16 protein-coding genes are annotated in these 17930 nt (G+C 62.8%); 10 read left to right on the forward strand and 6 right to left on the reverse strand.

All coding sequences use genetic code 11. From position 1 onward, the window contains the following. The first annotated feature begins 30 nt into the window (after positions 1 to 30). The gene (asd, locus tag ACWHRL_RS10435; RefSeq protein ID WP_447893582.1) at positions 31 to 897 is read left to right on the forward strand and encodes an archaetidylserine decarboxylase; all 867 of its coding nucleotides are present in this window, start codon (positions 31 to 33) and stop codon (positions 895 to 897) included. Here asd and ACWHRL_RS10440 read toward each other — a convergent pair. Further along, positions 875 to 1534 carry a TetR/AcrR family transcriptional regulator gene (locus ACWHRL_RS10440; RefSeq protein WP_447893583.1) on the reverse strand — a complete coding sequence of 220 codons (660 nt, stop codon included), beginning with the start codon at positions 1532 to 1534 and terminating at the stop codon, positions 875 to 877. The two genes, asd and ACWHRL_RS10440, sit on opposite strands and share 23 nt — an antisense overlap. Before the next feature lie 133 nt (positions 1535 to 1667). Here ACWHRL_RS10440 and ACWHRL_RS10445 point away from each other — a divergent pair, with 133 nt between their 5' ends. Together ACWHRL_RS10445 and ACWHRL_RS10450 are read left to right on the forward strand one after the other, a co-directional pair. After that, complete coding sequence (locus ACWHRL_RS10445; protein WP_447893584.1) at positions 1668 to 2828, forward strand: HlyD family secretion protein; 1161 nt, start codon at positions 1668 to 1670, stop codon at positions 2826 to 2828. Further along, positions 2825 to 4372, forward strand: coding sequence for a DHA2 family efflux MFS transporter permease subunit (locus ACWHRL_RS10450; RefSeq protein ID WP_447529095.1), 1548 nt, complete (start codon positions 2825 to 2827; stop codon positions 4370 to 4372). Before ACWHRL_RS10445 ends, ACWHRL_RS10450 begins: the two co-directional genes overlap by 4 nt. A gap of 7 nt (positions 4373 to 4379) precedes the next feature. Here the strand turns inward: ACWHRL_RS10450 and epmA are convergent, their stop codons facing one another. Together epmA and efp are read right to left on the reverse strand one after the other, a co-directional pair. Beyond that, a complete protein-coding gene (epmA, locus tag ACWHRL_RS10455; protein WP_447893585.1) occupies positions 4380 to 5360 on the reverse strand; it encodes an EF-P lysine aminoacylase EpmA in 981 nt (326 codons plus the stop codon). Between the two features lie 80 nt (positions 5361 to 5440). After that, positions 5441 to 6007: an elongation factor P gene (gene efp / locus ACWHRL_RS10460; RefSeq protein ID WP_263584362.1), complete on the reverse strand. Its 567-nt coding sequence runs from the start codon at positions 6005 to 6007 to the stop codon at positions 5441 to 5443. A gap of 115 nt (positions 6008 to 6122) precedes the next feature. Between efp and epmB the strand changes: the two genes are divergently transcribed. Both epmB and ACWHRL_RS10470 read left to right on the forward strand, forming a co-directional pair. Beyond that, entirely contained in the window at positions 6123 to 7154 is a 1032-nt protein-coding gene (gene epmB / locus ACWHRL_RS10465) for an EF-P beta-lysylation protein EpmB (protein ID WP_447893586.1), read from the forward strand. A 141-nt stretch (positions 7155 to 7295) separates the two neighbouring features. After that, complete coding sequence (locus ACWHRL_RS10470) at positions 7296 to 8615, forward strand: amidohydrolase family protein (RefSeq protein WP_447893587.1); 1320 nt, start codon at positions 7296 to 7298, stop codon at positions 8613 to 8615. Here ACWHRL_RS10470 and ACWHRL_RS10475 read toward each other — a convergent pair. Together ACWHRL_RS10475 and ACWHRL_RS10480 are read right to left on the reverse strand one after the other, a co-directional pair. Continuing rightward, the gene (locus tag ACWHRL_RS10475; protein WP_447893588.1) at positions 8612 to 9763 is read right to left on the reverse strand and encodes a hypothetical protein; all 1152 of its coding nucleotides are present in this window, start codon (positions 9761 to 9763) and stop codon (positions 8612 to 8614) included. The genes ACWHRL_RS10470 and ACWHRL_RS10475 overlap by 4 nt on opposite strands. Positions 9764 to 9860: 97 nt before the next feature. Continuing rightward, positions 9861 to 12020, reverse strand: a complete 2160-nt coding sequence (locus ACWHRL_RS10480) for a TonB-dependent siderophore receptor (RefSeq protein ID WP_447893589.1) — start codon at positions 12018 to 12020, stop codon at positions 9861 to 9863. A gap of 177 nt (positions 12021 to 12197) precedes the next feature. Here ACWHRL_RS10480 and ACWHRL_RS10485 point away from each other — a divergent pair, with 177 nt between their 5' ends. The 5 genes from ACWHRL_RS10485 (at position 12198) to ACWHRL_RS10505 (ending at position 16783) form a co-directional block, all read left to right on the forward strand. Continuing rightward, positions 12198 to 13046: a hypothetical protein gene (locus tag ACWHRL_RS10485; protein WP_447893590.1), complete on the forward strand. Its 849-nt coding sequence runs from the start codon at positions 12198 to 12200 to the stop codon at positions 13044 to 13046. 6 nt (positions 13047 to 13052) lie between these two features. Beyond that, entirely contained in the window at positions 13053 to 13199 is a 147-nt protein-coding gene (locus ACWHRL_RS10490) for an AraC family transcriptional regulator (RefSeq protein ID WP_447893591.1), read from the forward strand. 69 nt (positions 13200 to 13268) lie between these two features. Beyond that, on the forward strand, positions 13269 to 13631 hold the full coding sequence (locus tag ACWHRL_RS10495; protein ID WP_447893592.1) for a hypothetical protein: 363 nt from the start codon (positions 13269 to 13271) through the stop codon (positions 13629 to 13631). 8 nt (positions 13632 to 13639) lie between these two features. Then, the gene (locus tag ACWHRL_RS10500; protein ID WP_447893593.1) at positions 13640 to 15673 is read left to right on the forward strand and encodes a pyrroloquinoline quinone-dependent dehydrogenase; all 2034 of its coding nucleotides are present in this window, start codon (positions 13640 to 13642) and stop codon (positions 15671 to 15673) included. 213 nt (positions 15674 to 15886) lie between these two features. After that, a complete protein-coding gene (locus ACWHRL_RS10505; protein WP_447893594.1) occupies positions 15887 to 16783 on the forward strand; it encodes a ParB/Srx family N-terminal domain-containing protein in 897 nt (298 codons plus the stop codon). Between the two features lie 35 nt (positions 16784 to 16818). Here the strand turns inward: ACWHRL_RS10505 and ACWHRL_RS10510 are convergent, their stop codons facing one another. Beyond that, positions 16819 to 17673, reverse strand: coding sequence for an ion transporter (locus tag ACWHRL_RS10510; RefSeq protein WP_447893595.1), 855 nt, complete (start codon positions 17671 to 17673; stop codon positions 16819 to 16821). Between the last annotated feature and the right edge of the window lie 257 nt (positions 17674 to 17930).

A 17930-nucleotide genomic window follows, 5' to 3' on the forward strand; every position in this document is an offset into this window, starting at 1 on the left:
GCGGGCTTCTCTTGACCAAAAGTAACCAACGTGTCGCTATCTCAAAAAGCTTTTTCACTGATTCAGTACCCGCTGCCCCATCACGGCATTTCGCGTTTGACCGGCTGGTTTGCGCAAAGCGACGTGCCGTGGCTCAAAAACATGCTGATCAAGGCGTTCATCAAGCGCTTTGGCGTGGATATGCGCGAGGCGCTGGAGCCCGACCCCACCGCGTACAAACACTTCAACGCGTTTTTCACCCGCGCGCTGAAGGCGGATGCCCGGCCGCTGGGCGAGGGCCTTTTGAGCCCGGCGGACGGCGCGCTTTCGCGCCACGGTGTGATCGAAGAAGGCCAACTGATTCAAGCCAAGGGCCACCGCTACTCGGCGCAGACGCTGCTGGGGGGCCACGCGGCGCTGGCCGCCGAATTCGCTGGCGGCAGCTTCGCCACGGTGTATCTCTCACCGAGTGACTACCACCGGGTGCACATGCCCGCTACCGGCACGCTGCGCGAAATGATCTACGTGCCGGGGCGTATCTTTTCGGTCAACCAGGCCACCGCCCGCTACGTGCCGAACCTGTTCGCCCGCAACGAGCGGCTAGTGTGCATTTTCGATAGCCCCGAGGGCGCGTTTGCCATGGTGCTGGTTGGCGCCATGGTGGTCGCCGCCATCGAAACCGTGTGGTCCGGCCAGGTTACGCCGCTGGCGGGCACCCCTCAGCGCACCCGCTTCGAGCGCCCCGTCACGCTTGCGCGCGGGGAAGAAATGGGTCTTTTTAAGCTGGGCTCGACGGTGGTGATGTGCTTTGAAAACCCGGTCGCCTTCGGCGACTACCCGCCGGAAACCAAGGTGCAGATGGGCCAGCCGCTTGGCCGCTATGAACCTTCGCCCGTCACGACGCCGGGGCCCGCGTAACGCCGGCCAAAAAGATCGTGACGCAGCGCCTTGCACGGGCGCTGCACTGGGCCTCGTCCAGCGCCAGGTCTCGGCCCAGCAGCGCATCCACGTGCCACTCCCCCATCAACATGCCCATGAAGATCCCCGCCGCCTCCCGGGGGTTTTCAAGCTCGAGGGTTTCGCTGGCCACCTGGTCGCTCAGGTAGCGGGCGAGTGCCTGGCGGGTCTGGTCCGGGCCGCGGGTCAAGAAAAGCTCGCCAAGCTCCGGGGCGCGCTCGGCCTCGAAGGCCAGGCCCCGCACCAGACGAATAACCCCCGGGTCAAACACCAGCATCAGCATGCGCCGGCCCAGCTCGAACAGCACCTGCCCCGGCGCCTGACGGTCCCGGCGCCCCTCTTCCAGCACCGCCCAGGCGGTTTCGATATGGCGCTCCATCGCCGCGGTAAAGAGCCCCTCTTTATTGCCGAACTGCTTATAAAGCGTGGCCAATGAGCCGCCGGCGCGGGCCACTACGTCGTTGACGCTGGCCCCGGCATAGCCCTGCTCCAAAAAAACGTCCCGGGCGGCATCCAAAAGCCGCTCCCGGCGCGCCACGCCCCGGGAAGTAAGCGGCGTTTCAGCCGTGCTGCTCTGCGCTGTGGATTTTTGAACCATTGCCCCTCCAGGGCTCATCGGCGTTTCGTACCTTTCGTCAACGCCGGGATAGCTATGTAGTGTAACCTTCATTACACTATAGGCAGATTTTGTGACCAGCTCAATGCCGGATGCGACCCGGCGAGGAATCCCCATGGCCAGCGGTGAACAGCAAAACGCGCCTCTTGAACCTTCAGTCAACGCCCTCGATGAGCCGGCACCGGCCAAAAAGACGGGCCGTAAGCTACTTTTGGCGGTAATCGCCGTTATCCTGTTGGCGCTACTCGCCTGGTGGGCGTTGGGCTGGTGGCAGGTGGGCCGGTTCATCGAATCCACGGACAATGCCTATGTGCGCACCGATAGCGTCGCCGTCCGCGCTGAGCTTGCGGCGCGGGTGATCGATGTCGCCGTGGATGAGAACCAGGCCGTCAAACGCGGCGACCTGCTCATTCAGCTCGACGACGCCAGCTACCGCGACCAGCTCGAACAAGCTCGGGCGCAGCAAGCGGTCGCGGCGGCCTCCTTCACTCAGGCCCAGCGCCAAGTGGCGCTTCAGCAGGCGGGCATCGACCAGGCCACCAGCCAGGTCGACGCGGCCCAGGCCGATGTCGACCGCACCCGCCAGCACGTGCAGCGCTCGCAATCACTTGCCGCCAACAACTACGGCTCGCGCCAGCAAAGCGAAGATGACCAAAGCGCGCTGCGCGTAGCCGAGGCCCACCTAGCCACTCAGCGCGCCGCCGTGGTGTCCGCACAGCGCCAGCTGGCGGTGACCGAAAGCGACGTAACCCGCGCCGAGGCCAACCAGCAAGCCGCGGCGGCGGATTTAGCCTACGCCCAGCACCAGCTGGATAAAACGCGGGTGACCGCGCCGCGGGACGGCGTCATTGGTAATTTACGCGTCGAGGCCGGTACACTCGCGCAGCCGTCGCTGACGCTAATGCAGCTCGTGCCCCTCGACTCGGCCTACATCACCGCCAACTACAAGGAGACCCAGCTCGAGCGCATTCGCCTGGGGCAGCCGGTTGCCGTTCATCTCGACGCTTATCCCAACACGACCTTCAGCGGCGTGGTCGAAAGCCTCTCCCCTGCCACCGGCACCGAGTTCAGCCTGCTGCCCCAGGACAACGCCACCGGCAACTTCAACAAGATCGTCCAGCGGGTGCCCGTCAGAATTCGCGTCACCGGCCCCACCGAGTCGCTGGGACTTTTGCGCGCAGGGCTTTCCGCCGCTCCCGAGATCGACACCCGTGAAGAGACCGCCGATCACGAAAGACCCGCCACCATCGCTAACGCGGATCCCGCGCCACTATGAGCCAGGCCACCAGCGCGGCCACGGGTGTAAGCGACATGCCGCCCTGGCCGCAGCGAATCGGTTTTATCGCGGCGGTGTTCGGCATGTTCATGGCCATTCTGGATATCCAGATCGTGGCCAGCTCGCTCAACGAGATCCAATCCGGGCTTTCGGCAAGCCAGGACCAAATCTCCTGGGTGCAGACCGCCTATCTGGTGGCCGAGATCGTGATGATTCCACTCTCGGGTATGCTGATGCGCATTCTCTCCACCCGGGTCGTTTTCACCCTCTCCTGCGCGGGCTTTACCCTGGCGAGTCTGGGCTGCGCCATGGCCAATTCCATCGAGCAGTTAATCGTGCTGCGCGCCCTTCAGGGCTTCATGGGCGGGGCGATGATTCCCGTTACCCAGGCGATCAGCTTCTCGATCTTCCCCCGGCGAGTGATGGGCAGTGTGCAGGCGGTGATTGGCATGGTGGTCACCATGGCGCCGTCGATCGGCCCTACGGTGGGCGGCTATATCACCGAAACCCAAAGCTGGCACTGGCTGTTTCTGGCCAACGTGATTCCCGGCATTTTGGTGTGCTGGGCGGCGTGGAGCTTTCTGGATATCGATAAACCCAACCACGCGCTAGCGCGCCGGCTGGACATCATCGGCCTGACGCTCATGGCGCTATTTCTGGGCTCTCTCGAGTTCGTGCTGGAAGAAGGCCCGGGCGAAGACTGGTTCGCAAGCCAGGAAATCACCCTTTTCAGCCTGCTGTGTCTGGCCACCGGGGTCGGGTTTTTCGTTCGCACGCTGAAAAGCGCCCACCCGATCGTCGACCTGCGCGCCTTCGCCAACCGCAACTTCGCCATCGGCGCGGGCATGGGGTTCATCATCGGCATCGCGCTTTACGGGCTGGTCTACATCATGCCGCTGTTTTTCGGCTATGTGCGCGGCTACTCGAGCCTGCAGATCGGCCAGGTGATGTTCGTCACGGGGCTAACCATGTTCTTTTGCGCCCCGCTGGTGGGCAAGGCGACCAACCATCTCGACCTGAGAGTCATGCTGTTTATGGGGTTCTTGCTGGTGGGCGTGGGCACGATGATGAACGCCAACCTCACCGTGGAGTCCGGCTTCTGGCAGTTCTGCGTCCCTCAGATCGTGCGGGGCATGGGGCTGATCATGTGCATCATCCCGGCCTCGCGTATCGCCCTGGGCACGCTTGCGCCCAGCGAGGTGGGTAATGCCAGCGGGCTTTTCAACGTGATGCGCAACCTGGGCGGCGCCATGGGCCTGGCGCTGCTCGATACGGTGCGCGATATTCGCGAGGATTTTCACTGGAACCAGCTGATTCCGGCGATCGACACCGGCCGCGAGGTGGTGGTGGCGGAGATCGCTAAATACGAGGCGATGCTGAGTGGCTCGGTGGCCGACGCCCACCAGGCCGCCGTCGGGCTCATCGCCCAGCGGGTGGCCCAGCAGGCCCAAGTGCTCGCCTTCAACGACATTTTCACCTGGCTTGGGCTTATCTACATTGCCACGGTGCCGCTGGTGTTTTTGCTCAAGCGTATCAAGGCCTGACAAGGCATCAGCAGTTGGGTGTAGCGAAGGCCAGCACGTCTTCAAGGCGCGACTTGCCAAGCGCCAGCTGAATCAACCGGTCGACCCCCAGCGCCACCCCGGCGCCTTCCGGCATGCCGTGCTCCAGCGCCGCCAGCAAACGCTCGTCGATCGCCACCTGGGGCAGGTTCAGCCGCGCGCGTTCGGCGTTATCCGCCTCGAAGCGTGCGCGCTGCTCGCTGGCATCGGTCAGCTCGTCGTAGCCGTTGGCAAGCTCGATGCCGTCAAGATAAAGCTCGAAGCGCGAGGCCAGCCACTGGCCGTCATCGTCCTGGTGGCGCTTGGCAAGCGCGGCCTGGCTTGCCGGGTAGTCCACCACCAGGCTGAGCTCCCCTTTGCCAAGCGCGGGCTCGATGACCGTACTCATCAATAGATCGAGACAGGTCTCGCGGCTTTCGCGAGCAAGGCTTTCCAGCGGCATGTGGGCGCGCTGCCCGGCCAGGCGTTTGAGCACCTCGAGGGAGGTCGTGAACGGGTCCACGGTGAGATGGGCGTGGAAGAGCTCCCGGTAGCGGTAGCGCACGACCTTTTGGCCCGCCCCAGGCATGACCTTGTCCACGAGTTCCGCGGTTTCGTCGATCAGCGCGTCGAGGGAAAACCCAGGGCGATACCACTCGAGCATGGTGAACTCGATGTTGTGGCGTCGACCCACCTCGTTGTCGCGAAAGCTCTTTGCCAGCTGAAAAATCGGCCCGCTGCCCGCGGCCAGCAGCCGCTTCATGTGAAATTCCGGTGAGGTTTGCAGCCAAAGCGTTCGCTGCCCCTTGTCGGTACGCGCTTTGGTGGCAAGGGATGCCAGATGCACATCGGTACTGCCGCCCTGGCCCAGCACCGGCGTTTCTACTTCCAGCACCTGGCGGGCGGCAAAAAAAGCGCGCACCCGGGCCAGCAGGCGGGCACGCTCGATCAGGGTTGCCATATCGGCATTGGGGCGCCAGGTGGGCGACATTGCCTTCCTCGATCTAAAAAGCCACGCGTGAGCGTGGCTTGAACCATTCGGGACGCGACAGCCAAGCGGCTGCCCGGGAATCACGCGCGGGAGACGTACTCACCAGAGCGGGTATCTACTTTTAACACTTCCCCCTGGTTGATGAACAGCGGCACGCGTACCACCGCACCGGATGAAAGCGTTGCCGGCTTGGAGCCACCCTGGGCGGTGTCGCCCTTGAGACCCGGGTCGGTTTCTACCACTTCCAGCTCGATGAAATTCGGGGCCGAGACAGCAATGGCTTTGTCGTTCCACAAGGTAACGGTATAAGCTACCTGCTCTTTTAGCCACTTGGCGGTGTCGCCCAGGGCTTTCTTCTCGACCGCGTACTGTTCGAAGGAGCCGTCGGTTTTCATGAAGTGCCACATGTCACCGTCGGTATAGAGATACTCCATCTCGAGTTCCATGACATCGGCGCCTTCCAACGACTCGCCGGACTTGAACGTACGCTCCCAGACACGACCGGTCATCAGGTTACGCAGCTTCACGCGGTTGAAGGCCTGCCCCTTGCCCGGCTTGACCAGCTCGTTATCGACGATCGAACACGGGTCGCCGTCGAGCATTACTTTCAAACCGCCCTTGAATTCGTTGGTAGAATAGTTCGCCATAATGCCTCTCACTAATCAGTTGCTGAATAAAGCAGGTGATAAACGCTGTGATGAAGCGCCTTTATGAATAGCGCTTTTATCGAGTGCGCGCATGATAACCCGAAGGAGGGCTTTTTTGCAGGAGAACATGATGATTGCCGCCGTTAACGAAGGCGACGCGCCGGTAAGCGCCCCGCCGAGCTGGCAGCGTCAGCTTTCCGGGGCTATTCGCGACCCCCAAACGTTGTTGACACGCCTTGGCCTGGACCCTGCACTGCTCGGCGGCGCCCGCGCCGGCCATGCGCTGTTTGAAGTGCGCGTGCCCGAGGCGTATCTGTCGCGCATCGCCCCGCATACGCTAGATGATCCGCTGCTCAAGCAGGTATTGCCGCTGGGTGACGAAGCGCTCACGCCCCAGGGGTTCGTGTTCGACCCGCTCAAGGAGGCCGAGCACCGCCCCGTCAAGGGGCTGATTCACAAGTACGCCGGGCGCGTGCTCTTGATCGCAAGCCCGACCTGCGCGGTGAACTGTCGCTACTGCTTTCGCCGCCACTTCCCCTACAGCGACAACGCGCCCTCCCGCGCGCAGTGGCAGGACACGCTCGACTATTTACGTCGTGATACGAGCATCCAGGAGGCGATTTTATCCGGCGGTGACCCGCTGGCGGCAAGCGACCGCCAGCTTGCCTGGCTTGCGGCCGAGCTCGACGCCATACCGCACCTCAAGCGCCTGCGCATCCACACCCGTCTACCCGTGGTGATCCCCGACCGCGTGGATGACGCACTGCTCGACTGGCTAGGTCAAACGCGGCTGCAAAAGGTCGTGGTGCTGCACATCAACCACGCCAACGAAATCGACCAGGCCGTCATCGATGCCTGTGGGCGCCTCAAACAGGCCGGGGTAACGCTTTTGAATCAGAGCGTACTGCTGCGCGGCGTGAACGACAGCGTCGAAGCCCTCGCCACGCTTTCCGAACGGCTGTTCGAGGCCGGTATCCTGCCCTACTACCTGCACGTACTGGACCCGGTACAGGGCGCGGCGCACTTCGACGTACCGGATCACGAAGCGCGTGAGCTGGTCGATGCACTACGCCATCACCTGCCCGGCTTTTTGATGCCCCGGCTGGTGCGCGAAATTCCCGGCGAGGCGAGCAAGACGCCGCTTTGAGTCTACCCAATACACTGTCGGCATTGCTCCAGGTGAGTATGCGAAATGCTCGAAACTCGTACCTCGCCGAATGAGTCAGGCTGTCTAAACTGAAACGGACACTGACTCATTTACACGAATCGATTAGCCCGGGAGATGAGTATGAACGCTTTCCGTTTGCCCCTGATCGCGGGTCTGGCCTGCTCGCTGGCCACCCTTCCCGCCCTGGCTCAGGAGGTCGTGATCGACGCCGGCAAGGTGTTCGACGGCCAGCAGATCATCGAGAACGTCCGTATTTTGGTGGAAGATGGCCTCGTGGTGGCCATCGGCCCGCAATCCGAGATCGCAAGCCCCGAAGGCGCCACCCGGGTCGACCACGCCGCGCATTTCATCATGCCCGAGCTGATCGCCGGGCATAGCCACGCAGGTACCGTTCAGGGCATGGAGCACGGTGGAGAGCACTACGCTCGCGAGACGGTCGAACGTGACCTTAACCAGTTCGCGGATTTCGGTATTGCCGCGGTCAACGCCCTGGGCATGAGCCCGCCGCTTTTTTACGAGCTGCGTAGTGAGCTGCGCGGGCGGGATCACGAAGGCGCGGATCTGTACGGCGCAGGCCCAGGCATTGGCGTGCCCGATGGCGCCCCGCCGGCAGAGGAGATGAGCGTGGTCGACGGCCAGGTACTGCGCCCGAGCACCGCCGAGCAGGCCCGGGAGGCTGTGCGGGAAATGGCCGAGGGCGGGGTCGATGTGATCAAGGTGTGGATTGATGATATGGGCGGCAGTGCTCCAAAAATGGCTCCGGAGGTCTACACCGCCGCCGCAGAAGAGGCCCATGCGCAGGGGCTCAAGATCGCCGCGCACATCCACGACGCCAAGGACGCCGAAGCCGCACTCGAGGCCGATATCGACATTCTCGCCCACGGCATTCGCGACGCAGAAATCGACGACGCGCTGGTCGAGCGCATGGCCCAGCAGCGCGTGTGGTACATCCCCACCCTCAACATCGACGAAGCCGCGTATATTTACGCCGAGCACCCGGAATGGCTGGAAGATGACTTCTTCGCCCAAGGGATCAGCGACGAACTGCGCGAACGAATCGAGGACGAGCAGTGGCGCGAGCAGACGCTCGACGATAGCGACACCCAAGAGGCGCGGGACGCCGTGGCCACCAACATGGCCAACCTGGCGCGCCTATATGAGCACGGCGGTATCCGCATCGTGATGGGCACCGATTCGGGTGCCACCGCCCTGCGCGTTCCCGGCATCGCCGAGCACCGCGAACTCGAGCTGATGGTCGAGGCCGGGATGGAGCCGCTCGACGTGTTAATCGCCGCCATCTCCGCCGGTGCCGACATGCTGGAGATCGAGGATCTCGGGCGTATCGAAGAAGGCGCCCGGGCGCAGTTTCTGGTGCTTGAAAACGACCCTACCGAAGAGATCACCAACACGCGCCACATCCTGGACATTTTGCGCTATTAAAACTCTTTAGCCCCGCCACGGGGCCTGTCTCGCGTGGCGGGCTCGCGAGCGTCCTTGGACGGGCGCGTTTTGGCCAAGGCGTTCACCCCGACCCGCGCGAGCGGCAGCAACAGCCACAAAAGCGGCGTCACAACCCAGCGCCAAATGAACCGCGTCAAAATCAACACCGGCAGCAACACGATCAACCAGAGCAAAAACTGGCCAAGCCAGGCCGGTAACCCAAGCCACTGGGCCACATTCGCCCCCAGCGCGCTGATTAGCGAGGGGTGGCGAATTACTACGTAGGCGGTGGTGGTGAGCGCGGCGATTTTGGCCACCCGGGGGAGCGTGGCGAAGCGCGCGGTACCACCGAGAGCGGCAGAGCGTACGCCGGTCTGGGCGCCCCGGGCTTCTACTCCGGCGACCCGGGCCCCACGGGCAGCGCGACCGGCACGCAGCACCTTCACCGTACTCGCCATCAACAGAAGATCGACCCCGGCCCAACCTACGTCCGCCGCACCGATCGCCTCGTCCCGGCGCCACTGGTTCTCCAGGTTGCGTACGCCGCTGGTGAAGAAATCGCCCACACCCGTCACCACTCGCTCGCCCTGCAGCCAGTGAATGTCGCCTTGTGCGTCTTGCACGAACTGATTCAACAGCGCGTGACCTTCATCGAGCAGCAGCGCGATGCCCATCTGTCCGCGGGTGTCCGGCCCCCACTCGGGCGCCTCGCTCTGCTCGTCGTCGGCGTCGTTCCACCAGCGGCTGGCCGCCTGGTAGCGCTCCCCCAGCCAGTGCCGGGCTTTGAGCGTGGCGATATCGTGTTCGCGGTAGTAGGCGATAGGCAGCATGGCATCCGGCCCGTAACGTGCGAGCACTTCCTGAAAGGCGGGAAGAAAAGCGTAGGTCGACAGTGTCTCGCGGGCGATGTCCCCGTAGCGCGCCAGCGCCAGGTGGGCGTTCATCCAAAGGGCGGGATCATCGGCGTAGTGAAGAAAGACCGCGTTGACCGTAGCGCTCTCTTCATCCAACGAAGCCTGGAGCGAAGGTAGCGCCCGCTGAGCCTCCAGGCGTACCAGGCGCGGCTCGAAGGCGTCGCTAGAGGCAAGCGTTGCCAGCAGCCCGGCCGTGACGACGGCTAACGCGATAATCACCGGTACAACGCGCATACGGCCTCCTCGAGCGATGACAAAGGAGTTCATTAAAGCGCAACGCCCGCAAAACTCAAGGTTTGCGGGCGTTGTCAGGCACTCGGCGCCGTACCGGTTAGAAATCGTAGCTTAGGGTGGCCATCACGTTGGCGGGCGCACCTGGCATGTTGAAGGTGTTCGCCCCGCCCACCCGGTTGTAGTACTCCCGGTCGAAGACGTTGTTGAAGTTGAGCTGGCCGCTGACGCTTTCGTTGAAGTCGTAACCGATCATCGCGTCGAACACCGCGTAACCCGGCGCATCGACGCCGCTGCTGGAGCCGAAGTCGCTCATCGCCGTCATGCCGGCACCCACCCGCAGGCCACCCAGCGCCTCACCGGCGAAGTCGTACTGGGTCCAGAGGTTGACGATGTTCCTCGGCATCAGCAGGAAGATGGCGTCCTCGCGGGCATCGCCGCTTTGCTGCACCTCGGTGTCCAGATACGTATAGCCGGCGATCACGTCCCACTGATCGGTGACGCTGCCGGTCACCTCGAACTCGGCGCCCTGAATGCGCATCTTGCCGATCGGCACCGAATAGCTGGCCCCGGTATCCGGCGAGGTCCCCGCGCGGTTATCGTCATACAGGCGGAAGGCGCTAAGGCGGGCGTTCACGTCGCCGTTCAGGTAGCTCCCCTTCACGCCTACCTCGTACTGGTCGCCCTCGCGCGGCTCGATCAGGTGGCCATCCGGGCCCTCGGCGGTCTGCGGCTTGAAGACCTGGGAGTAGCTTGCGTAGAGCGAGTGGTTCTCGTCCAGGTCGAACACCACGCCGGCGTAGGGGGTCACTTTGGTATCGCTTCGATCCTGATAGGTATCGGCGGCCTTGTCCTCGAAATCGATATCGTAACGGCTCACCCGGGTGCCGGCGATCAGCGCCAGCGGGTCGATCGGGCGTAGGGTCAACTTGCCATAAAGCCCGGATTCTTCCAGCCGGGTATCGGTATGGGCATAGCCCCTGCCGGTGGCTCGCGAGGCATCCAGCACGTCCACAAAAGCCAGCTCGTTCAATTCGTCCCGGGTGACCCGGCGCCCGGCCAAGCTGCGCGAACGCCCGGACTCGGTCTCGGTGTCGAAGCGCTTGTAGTCGCCGCCCACCACGAATTCGCTGACGCTATCGAAGGCGGCGAAGGGTTGACTGTAGCTTGCATCCAGCGCCAGCGCTTGCTGATCTATCCGGCTGCCGATCGCCGCCACCGTCAAGCGGTCATCCACATCCAAAGCGCTGCCGCCGAAGGCGTAGTTGTAGTTGGCATTACGATCCGAATAGCGCGCCGCGACCCGCCCAAAGCCGCCGGTATCGAAGCGATGGGTCAGCTCGGCGATCCAGTCGTTCGAATAGCTGTCGAAGTCGTTCCAACCGGCGCCGAAGAAATCCGAACGCGACCCATACAGAAGCTCGTTGTCGGGGCCTACCGGATGGCCGTTGTTGACGCGGATGTCCTTGCTGTTATGGAGGTAGCCAAGCCCGAAGGTGGTCGAATCGTCGAGGTCGACGTCGATGGCGGCGTAAATATCGTTTTGCTGGTTGGTGTTGCGATCGACGAACTCACCGTGATGGGCGCGGTCGAGCACCAACCGCCCGCGCACCCGGCCATCATCGCCATCGAGCGGGCCGGAAACATCGACCTGGGCCGAGCGCTGCTGATCCGTTCCCGCGCCTACGCTGATGCGCCCCTGGGGGTCGTAGGTAGGCCGCTTGCGCACCAGGTTGACGATCCCGCCCATTTCGCTGGTGCTATCGAAAAGCCCGGAGGGGCCGCGCATGATCTCGACCCGGTCGAACGCCGAAAGCGTTGGCACCGAGCCGGTGATGCTGGTCATGGGCGCGGGCAAGCCGTCGATACTGTACTCGTCGTACTCGAAACCCCGGGCGTAAATCGAGGAGCGGCCGTTGTCGTTGGAGAGCACGCGCATGCCCGGCGTGCGGCGGCCAAGCTCGTCCAGGGTGGTGAAGTTTTGAGCCTCGATCGCCTCGCGCGTCACCACGCTGACCGACTGGGGAATATCGCGCAGGGAGGCCGGGGTTTTGGTCCCCACGGTCGCCGCGGCCACCCCGTAGCCACCGGTCACCTCGGAAGGCAGCATTTCGTACAGGCGGTTGCCTTCCACGGTCACGGTCTCGAGTCGCATGGCCTCGCCGGTGGCCTGCGCCAGTACGTTCGGCGTAAAGCCGAGCAGCAGCGCCGCACTCCCCACCGCGGCCGCGTTTTGATAAGTACGCCGTTTGACCAACATCGCTCCCTCCCCTTTTGATATCTGGTTCGCGCCTGCTTTGCGAATGAGAATCCATTACAATAAAATTCAAGGCAGCGGATTATGGCATCTTGCGGGGCCCGCCACCTTTGCCAAGGCGTCGCTTTGCTATGCAAACGCTGCAAATACGATAAGCAGGCTTATTTACAGGAGCCGCACTTGGACGGTTCACGCGACAAGCACGTCATTAGCACGACCGACCTGCAACGGTTGTCGGCACATCTGGTAAAACAGCAGCGCCTGGAGGCGCCAGCCTGGGACAAACGCTCGGCGCCGCTTTCGGGAAAAATGTGGGTGAGCGAGCGGGAACCGGGCATGCAACTGCGCCTGGCGGACATCGAGGACCGCTTCGGGCTCAAAAGCCAGGCGCTACTCCCGGCGGGGGTCAAAATCGCGCTGGTCGTCCAGGGCAGCGCCCAGGTGCGCTACGGCCATCATGAAACGCTGCTGGGCCCGGAAGAGCCGCACTCTGCGCTGATCGCCACTCTTCCCGATAAAACGCCCTTCGTGCGCACCGGTCGGCCGGGCACTTTCGAGCGTACGCTGACGCTCTCGCTCTCCCCGCGCTGGCTAGCGCGCCACGGCTACCAGGCCCTGGCCGAGCCCCCTTCGCCTGCGGTTCACCCCTTTACCCCCTCGTCCGGCCTTTTGGCCCTGGCCAAGAGCCTCTTCAAGACCGGTAGCGAAGAACCCACGCCGGCCACGCGTTTGATCATCGACGGCTTTGCCACCCTTTTGGCCGGCGAGGCGCTAAAGCACGCGCCGCAAAAGCCCCCCGCTTTGGCCCCGGGCCGGGTACGCCTGGCAAGGCTCATGGCGCTCATCGACCGGGGAGAAGCGCGCGGGCTCAGCCAAAAAGCGCTGGCCCGGCGGCTGGGCATGAGCTTAAGTGCGCTGCAAAGAAGCTTTTCCAGCGAACGCGGTGAGCCGCTGGGCCAGTTTTTACGCCGCCACCACTTGGATAGGGCGCGAAAGGCGCTGGAGCGGGAGGCGATTAGCATCGAATAAGCGGCGATGCTGGCGGGCTACACCAGCGCCACCAACTTCGCCACGGCCTTCAAACGCGAATTTGGTGTAGCGCCCAGCGATTACCGTAGCCAGCGCAGGGACTCACAACGCGCCCGCTGCGACATTTCACCGCACAAGCGCGGCGTCTGCTAGGCTTAAACGGCACACGACTAATCCATCGAACCGCAATCTATAAAATCCAATTAGGGAGCAATCATTGTCATGGCTACGTTACAAGGGAGCCGACCGGGCGTTTGGGTACTGCTGGTCGCCGCACTTATCGGGGGAGCGTTAGCGCTTTACGCTTATTTGACACCGTTGACCGGCGTTACCGGAACCCTTGGCGCGCTGGTGGCCATACTGGGCTGCGCGATACTGGCAGCGGCGGCGGCAGGGCTTTTCAAGCTCCACCAGGGCGCCGGTCTTGTCGTACTACGCGTGCTTATTTTACTGGGGTTGGCGAGTACATTTTTTGCCGCCCTGCTACTTCATCAGTGGCTGCTGGCCGCGGTACTGGTGATCGGCCTCGTGGGGCTGGTCATCGATATCGCCCGCGCTTCTTCTCGCACACCCGACCGTCTTTGAGGCGCATCATGTCAAACGATCACGGTTTTTCCTCGCGCCCTACCCTGCGTCTTTTACCCGGTATGACGCCGCTTGCGCTCTCGACGCTGCTACTGGCGCCGCTCCCACTGCTGGCTCAACCAACGCAAGCGCCTGAAGAGGCGCCGGATGCGCAAGCGCGTCCCGAGAACAACGCCGCGCCCATCCCCCTGGTGCCCGAAGGTGGTGTGTGGGACGGCTTTCATGGCCAGCTCAACGCGCAAAAATATAGCCCGCTTGATCAGATCAACGTCGATAATGTCGGCGAGCTCGAAAAAGCCTGGGAATTTCATACCGGGGACGTCTCCGATGGCTCCGGTGACACCGCGCCCACGGTCTGGTCGGCCACGCCGGTGTTTGCCAACGACACGGTTTATATCGGCACGCCGTTTTATCGGGTGTTCGCCCTCGACCCGGCCACTGGCGAAGAGCGCTGGCGCTTCGATACCGCCTCGAGCCAGGAGGCGCTAACTCAGCCGGCACTCAAAAGCCGCGGTGTCGCCTACTGGGAGGCCGACGACTCCGTCGAGGGCGAAGCCTGCCAGAAGATCGTCTACTTCGGCACCATGGATGCCCAGCTCTTTGCGCTGGACGCCGATAGCGGCGAGCTGTGCGAAGGGTTTGCAGACGGCGGCGTATTGAACGTCGACGAGTGGAACAACATGCCCGAGAACTGGCCGCTGTCGCTTCTACAGCCGCCCACCGTGGTGGGCGACCGGCTGATTCTGGGCTGGGCGGGCAAGGATTGGGAGGAGAGCGAGGCACCGGCGGGTACGGTGTTCGGTCTCAACGCGCGCACCGGCGAGCGCGAGTGGACCTTCGAGGCGCTGACACAAGAGATGCGCGAACGAAGCGGCACCGCCAACGTCTGGACCCACATGAGCGCCGATGAAGAGCTAGGGCTCGTTTACCTGCCCGTGGCCTCGCCCTCGCCCAACTTCTGGGGCGGCAACCGTACCGAAGAAGTGCCGCTGGCGACTTCGACCACCGCACTGGATATCGAAACCGGCGAGGTGGTCTGGTCGCGTCAGTGGGTGCATCACGACATCTGGGATTACGACATCAACGCCGCGCCGACGCTGATGGACATCACCGTCGATGGTGAAGAGATTCCCGCCTTGATGCAGGCCACCAAAATGGGCTTTCTGTTCGTGGTCAACCGCGAAACCGGCGAGGACGTCTGGCCGATAGAGGAGCGCGAAGTGCCCGGCGGCGATGGCAATGTAGAGGGTGAGGTGTATGCGCCCACCCAGCCTTTCCCCACCCTGCCCGCGCCGCTTCTGGACCAGTCCGAGAAACCCAAGGTATGGGCACTGGCGGATGCGGTCAGCTTCGGCCAGTGTTCGGCGCTTTGGGACGATCTTTGGTACGAGGGCATGTACACCCCGCCCACCACCGAAGGCGAAGGGACGCTGGCCTACCCGGACAGCGCCGGCGGTGTGCAGTGGGGCGGCGTGGCATTCGACCCGCAAAGCCAAACCGCGGTGGTGAACACCTCGCATATCGTGCAGTACATCAAGCTTTTCGATCGCGAGACGTATATCGAAGCGGATAGCGGCTCGGGTAACGAAAGCGGCTTTGCGCCCCAGGAAGGCGCGCCTTACGGGATGCGTTTGGAAGTGGCGCTGAACTGGCTGGGTATGCCCTGTTGGGAGCCGCCCTTTGGCGAGCTCGTTGCGCTGGACATGACCAGCGGCGAGGTCAAATGGCGTCGTCCGGTGGGTGCCTCACAGCAGTTCGGCTTCTTCATGCCGGAGCGCTGGGGCTCGCCGACCATCGGCGGCCCGGCGGTCACCGCCGGGGGCTTGATCTTCATCGGCGCCTCCATGGATGCCAAGGTACGCGCCTATTCGCTGGAAACCGGCGAGCAGCTCTGGTCGGACCAGGCCGAGGCGCCGGTGGTTTCCAACCCGTCGGTGTATGAGTACCAGGGCCGCCAGTACGTGGCCTTCGTCGCCGGGGGGAATACCATCCTGAAAGACCACGTGGGCGACCAGGTCGTCGTGTACGCGCTCCCCGAGTAACTGCAGGTGCAGCGCTTTCGAGGCGGCCTCAAAGGCCGCCTTTTTAGTGAGTAGCACTTGAGAATAGTACTTGGGAATAGCACTTGGGAATAGTACTCAGGAGTAGCACCTGGGAATAGAACTTGAGAGTAGCGCTTGGCGTCAACGCAGTGTCATCTTCGACGAGTAGGCTCACTCCCCGGTTACCGATGCCGATGACGTTTGGGGAGTTAAATGAAAAAAGTAACGACACTGGTTTTGCTGTTCGCGCCGGCGCTGGCCCTGGCCGGCGAAGAGGCCTCGCGGCCGGTGATTGAACGCCTGACGCTGGGCGAACTGCGCCCGACCCAGCCGGCGCTGGGGTATCGTCAGATGGATTACAAGCAGGGGCGTTTTGCCCTCGATCGTGAAAAACTGTTCGACGAATACTGCGAAACCGCCGGGCAAGGCGAAATCGCCACCTTCGATGACGCCTCGATGCTCGAGGATACCGAAAGCTTTCGCTGCCAGGACGAGGTCGGCACGCATACCGGCGACATGAAAACGGCGGTGATCGCGCCCAACGGCGAGCGCTACCTCACCGACGGCCATCACACCTTCAGCAATTTCATTACCCAGCAAGGGCCGGCGTTTGAAATGCCGGTGCTGATCACCGACGACTACAGCGAGCTGGCGGATATGCAGCGCTTTTGGGACACCCTGCAAAACGAGCGCCAGGTGTGGCTCGACGCCCCGAATGGCCCCATCACGCCGGACGCGCTACCCACCGCATTGGGCCGGGAGCATCAGATGGACGACGCCTGGCGTTCACTGGTCTACTTCACTCGCGGCGTGGGCTACGTCAAGCCCGCCACGCCACCGCCCTTTCTGGAGTTTTACTGGGGGCAGTGGCTTGCCGAGCGACTATCGATGGACGCGCTCGATTTGACCACCCAAGAAGGTTACGCCGAGGCCGTGGCCCAGGCGGCGCGGCTCATGGTCGATACCTCAAGCGACACGGTGATCGCCGAGACGGCCCAGGGGCCGCTAACCGCCAAGGCGATGGGCCAGCTCGACGCCTTCGACCAAAGCGCGCTCGATAAACTTTCAAGCGAGCGCGGCAAGCTCACCTACGCGTTCTCCCAAGAGTAAAAGCCGGACCTCGCGCCTTTTGCCCGGGCGCGGGGTCAACGACGCCTTGAAGTCTCGGCCGCCTCGCCCTGCTTGGTCAGCGCGGCTTCCATACGATCTAGCTGCGCTTGTAAATTGCGTACGTCGCCGCGCAGCGCGCTCAGCTCCGCCTCTTCGCCTTCGCCGTTATCCAGCGCCATCTGGGCGCTCTCCTTTTGCATCACGTCCAGCACGATGCCGATCATCATGTTCAAAAAAACGAAGGCGTTCAAAAAGATGAACGTGAGAAAGTAGATCCAGGCGTAGGGAAACTGCTCCATGGTCGGGTACAGCACCGCCGTGGCCCAGCTCTCGAACGTGGCGACCTGAAAGAGCGTCAGCATGGCCAGCGCAATGTTGCCCCAGAGCTGTTCGTCGACGGTATGGAACAAGAAACTGCCGATCGCCGCGTAGATATAAAAGATGATGAACATCAAAAGCGCCACGTAGCCCATGCGCGGGATCGACTTCAAAAGCGCCGAGAGCAGCATTTGAAGCTCCGGGATCATCGACACCAGGCGCAGCACGCGGAAAATACGCAGAAGCCTGGCCAGCAGCACCATCTCGGACTCATCCATGGGGATGAGACTGGCGGTGACGATCAAAAAGTCGAATATGTTCCAGCCCTTCTTGAAGAAGTCCCTAAGCCGGGGCTCGGCGGCCATACGGATGAGCACTTCGACCAAAAAGAAGACCGTCACCGCCACATCCAGATACCCCAGCCACTGCTCGAACCGGCTCACCTCATCGTAGGTGCGCGCGCCGATCACCAGCGCCGAGATGACGATGATCGCGATCACGACGGTCTCAAAGATTTTATTGCTGCGCAGCTGCTCGAAACGGGCCTGCCAGGTGCTAAACGAAGTGCTCATGACTCAAAGGGTCTCTCGTACGCGATAGCGTGAATCCGGGGGTAAAGCCTGGGCATTATTCCTTTGGAGGTGCCGGCAACGCAAACCCTGGCGCGCATTTAAACGCGGGCCGCCATGGAAGTGATAGAATGAGTGCTTCCCTTTTTAATTAACCCACTAATACTAAAGCCGCAAACCCCCTCGACAAATGGTATTCTCCCGCGGTCTGTTTACACTGTTTCAGCTGGAAAGCGCCTAGCGCGCAATGCCACGTTCTA

It is taken from the genome of Vreelandella sp. GE22 (assembly GCF_968212445.1).

Bases quoted from the DNA above. Each gene is read 5' to 3' on its own strand.
- epmA (WP_447893585.1), bottom strand. From the start codon at position 5,360: ATGTCGCCCACCTGGCGCCCCAATGCCGATATGGCAACCCTGATCGAG.
- ACWHRL_RS10500 (WP_447893593.1), top strand. From the start codon at position 13,640: ATGTCAAACGATCACGGTTTTTCCTCGCGCCCTACCCTGCGTCTTTTA.
- ACWHRL_RS10510 (WP_447893595.1), bottom strand. From the start codon at position 17,673: ATGAGCACTTCGTTTAGCACCTGGCAGGCCCGTTTCGAGCAGCTGCGC.
- ACWHRL_RS10450 (WP_447529095.1), top strand. From the start codon at position 2,825: ATGAGCCAGGCCACCAGCGCGGCCACGGGTGTAAGCGACATGCCGCCC.
- ACWHRL_RS10470 (WP_447893587.1), top strand. From the start codon at position 7,296: ATGAACGCTTTCCGTTTGCCCCTGATCGCGGGTCTGGCCTGCTCGCTG.
- ACWHRL_RS10495 (WP_447893592.1), top strand. From the start codon at position 13,269: ATGGCTACGTTACAAGGGAGCCGACCGGGCGTTTGGGTACTGCTGGTC.
- efp (WP_263584362.1), bottom strand. From the start codon at position 6,007: ATGGCGAACTATTCTACCAACGAATTCAAGGGCGGTTTGAAAGTAATG.
- ACWHRL_RS10505 (WP_447893594.1), top strand. From the start codon at position 15,887: ATGAAAAAAGTAACGACACTGGTTTTGCTGTTCGCGCCGGCGCTGGCC.
- ACWHRL_RS10490 (WP_447893591.1), top strand. From the start codon at position 13,053: ATGCTGGCGGGCTACACCAGCGCCACCAACTTCGCCACGGCCTTCAAA.
- ACWHRL_RS10480 (WP_447893589.1), bottom strand. From the start codon at position 12,020: ATGTTGGTCAAACGGCGTACTTATCAAAACGCGGCCGCGGTGGGGAGT.
- ACWHRL_RS10440 (WP_447893583.1), bottom strand. From the start codon at position 1,534: ATGGTTCAAAAATCCACAGCGCAGAGCAGCACGGCTGAAACGCCGCTT.
- ACWHRL_RS10475 (WP_447893588.1), bottom strand. From the start codon at position 9,763: ATGCGCGTTGTACCGGTGATTATCGCGTTAGCCGTCGTCACGGCCGGG.
- ACWHRL_RS10445 (WP_447893584.1), top strand. From the start codon at position 1,668: ATGGCCAGCGGTGAACAGCAAAACGCGCCTCTTGAACCTTCAGTCAAC.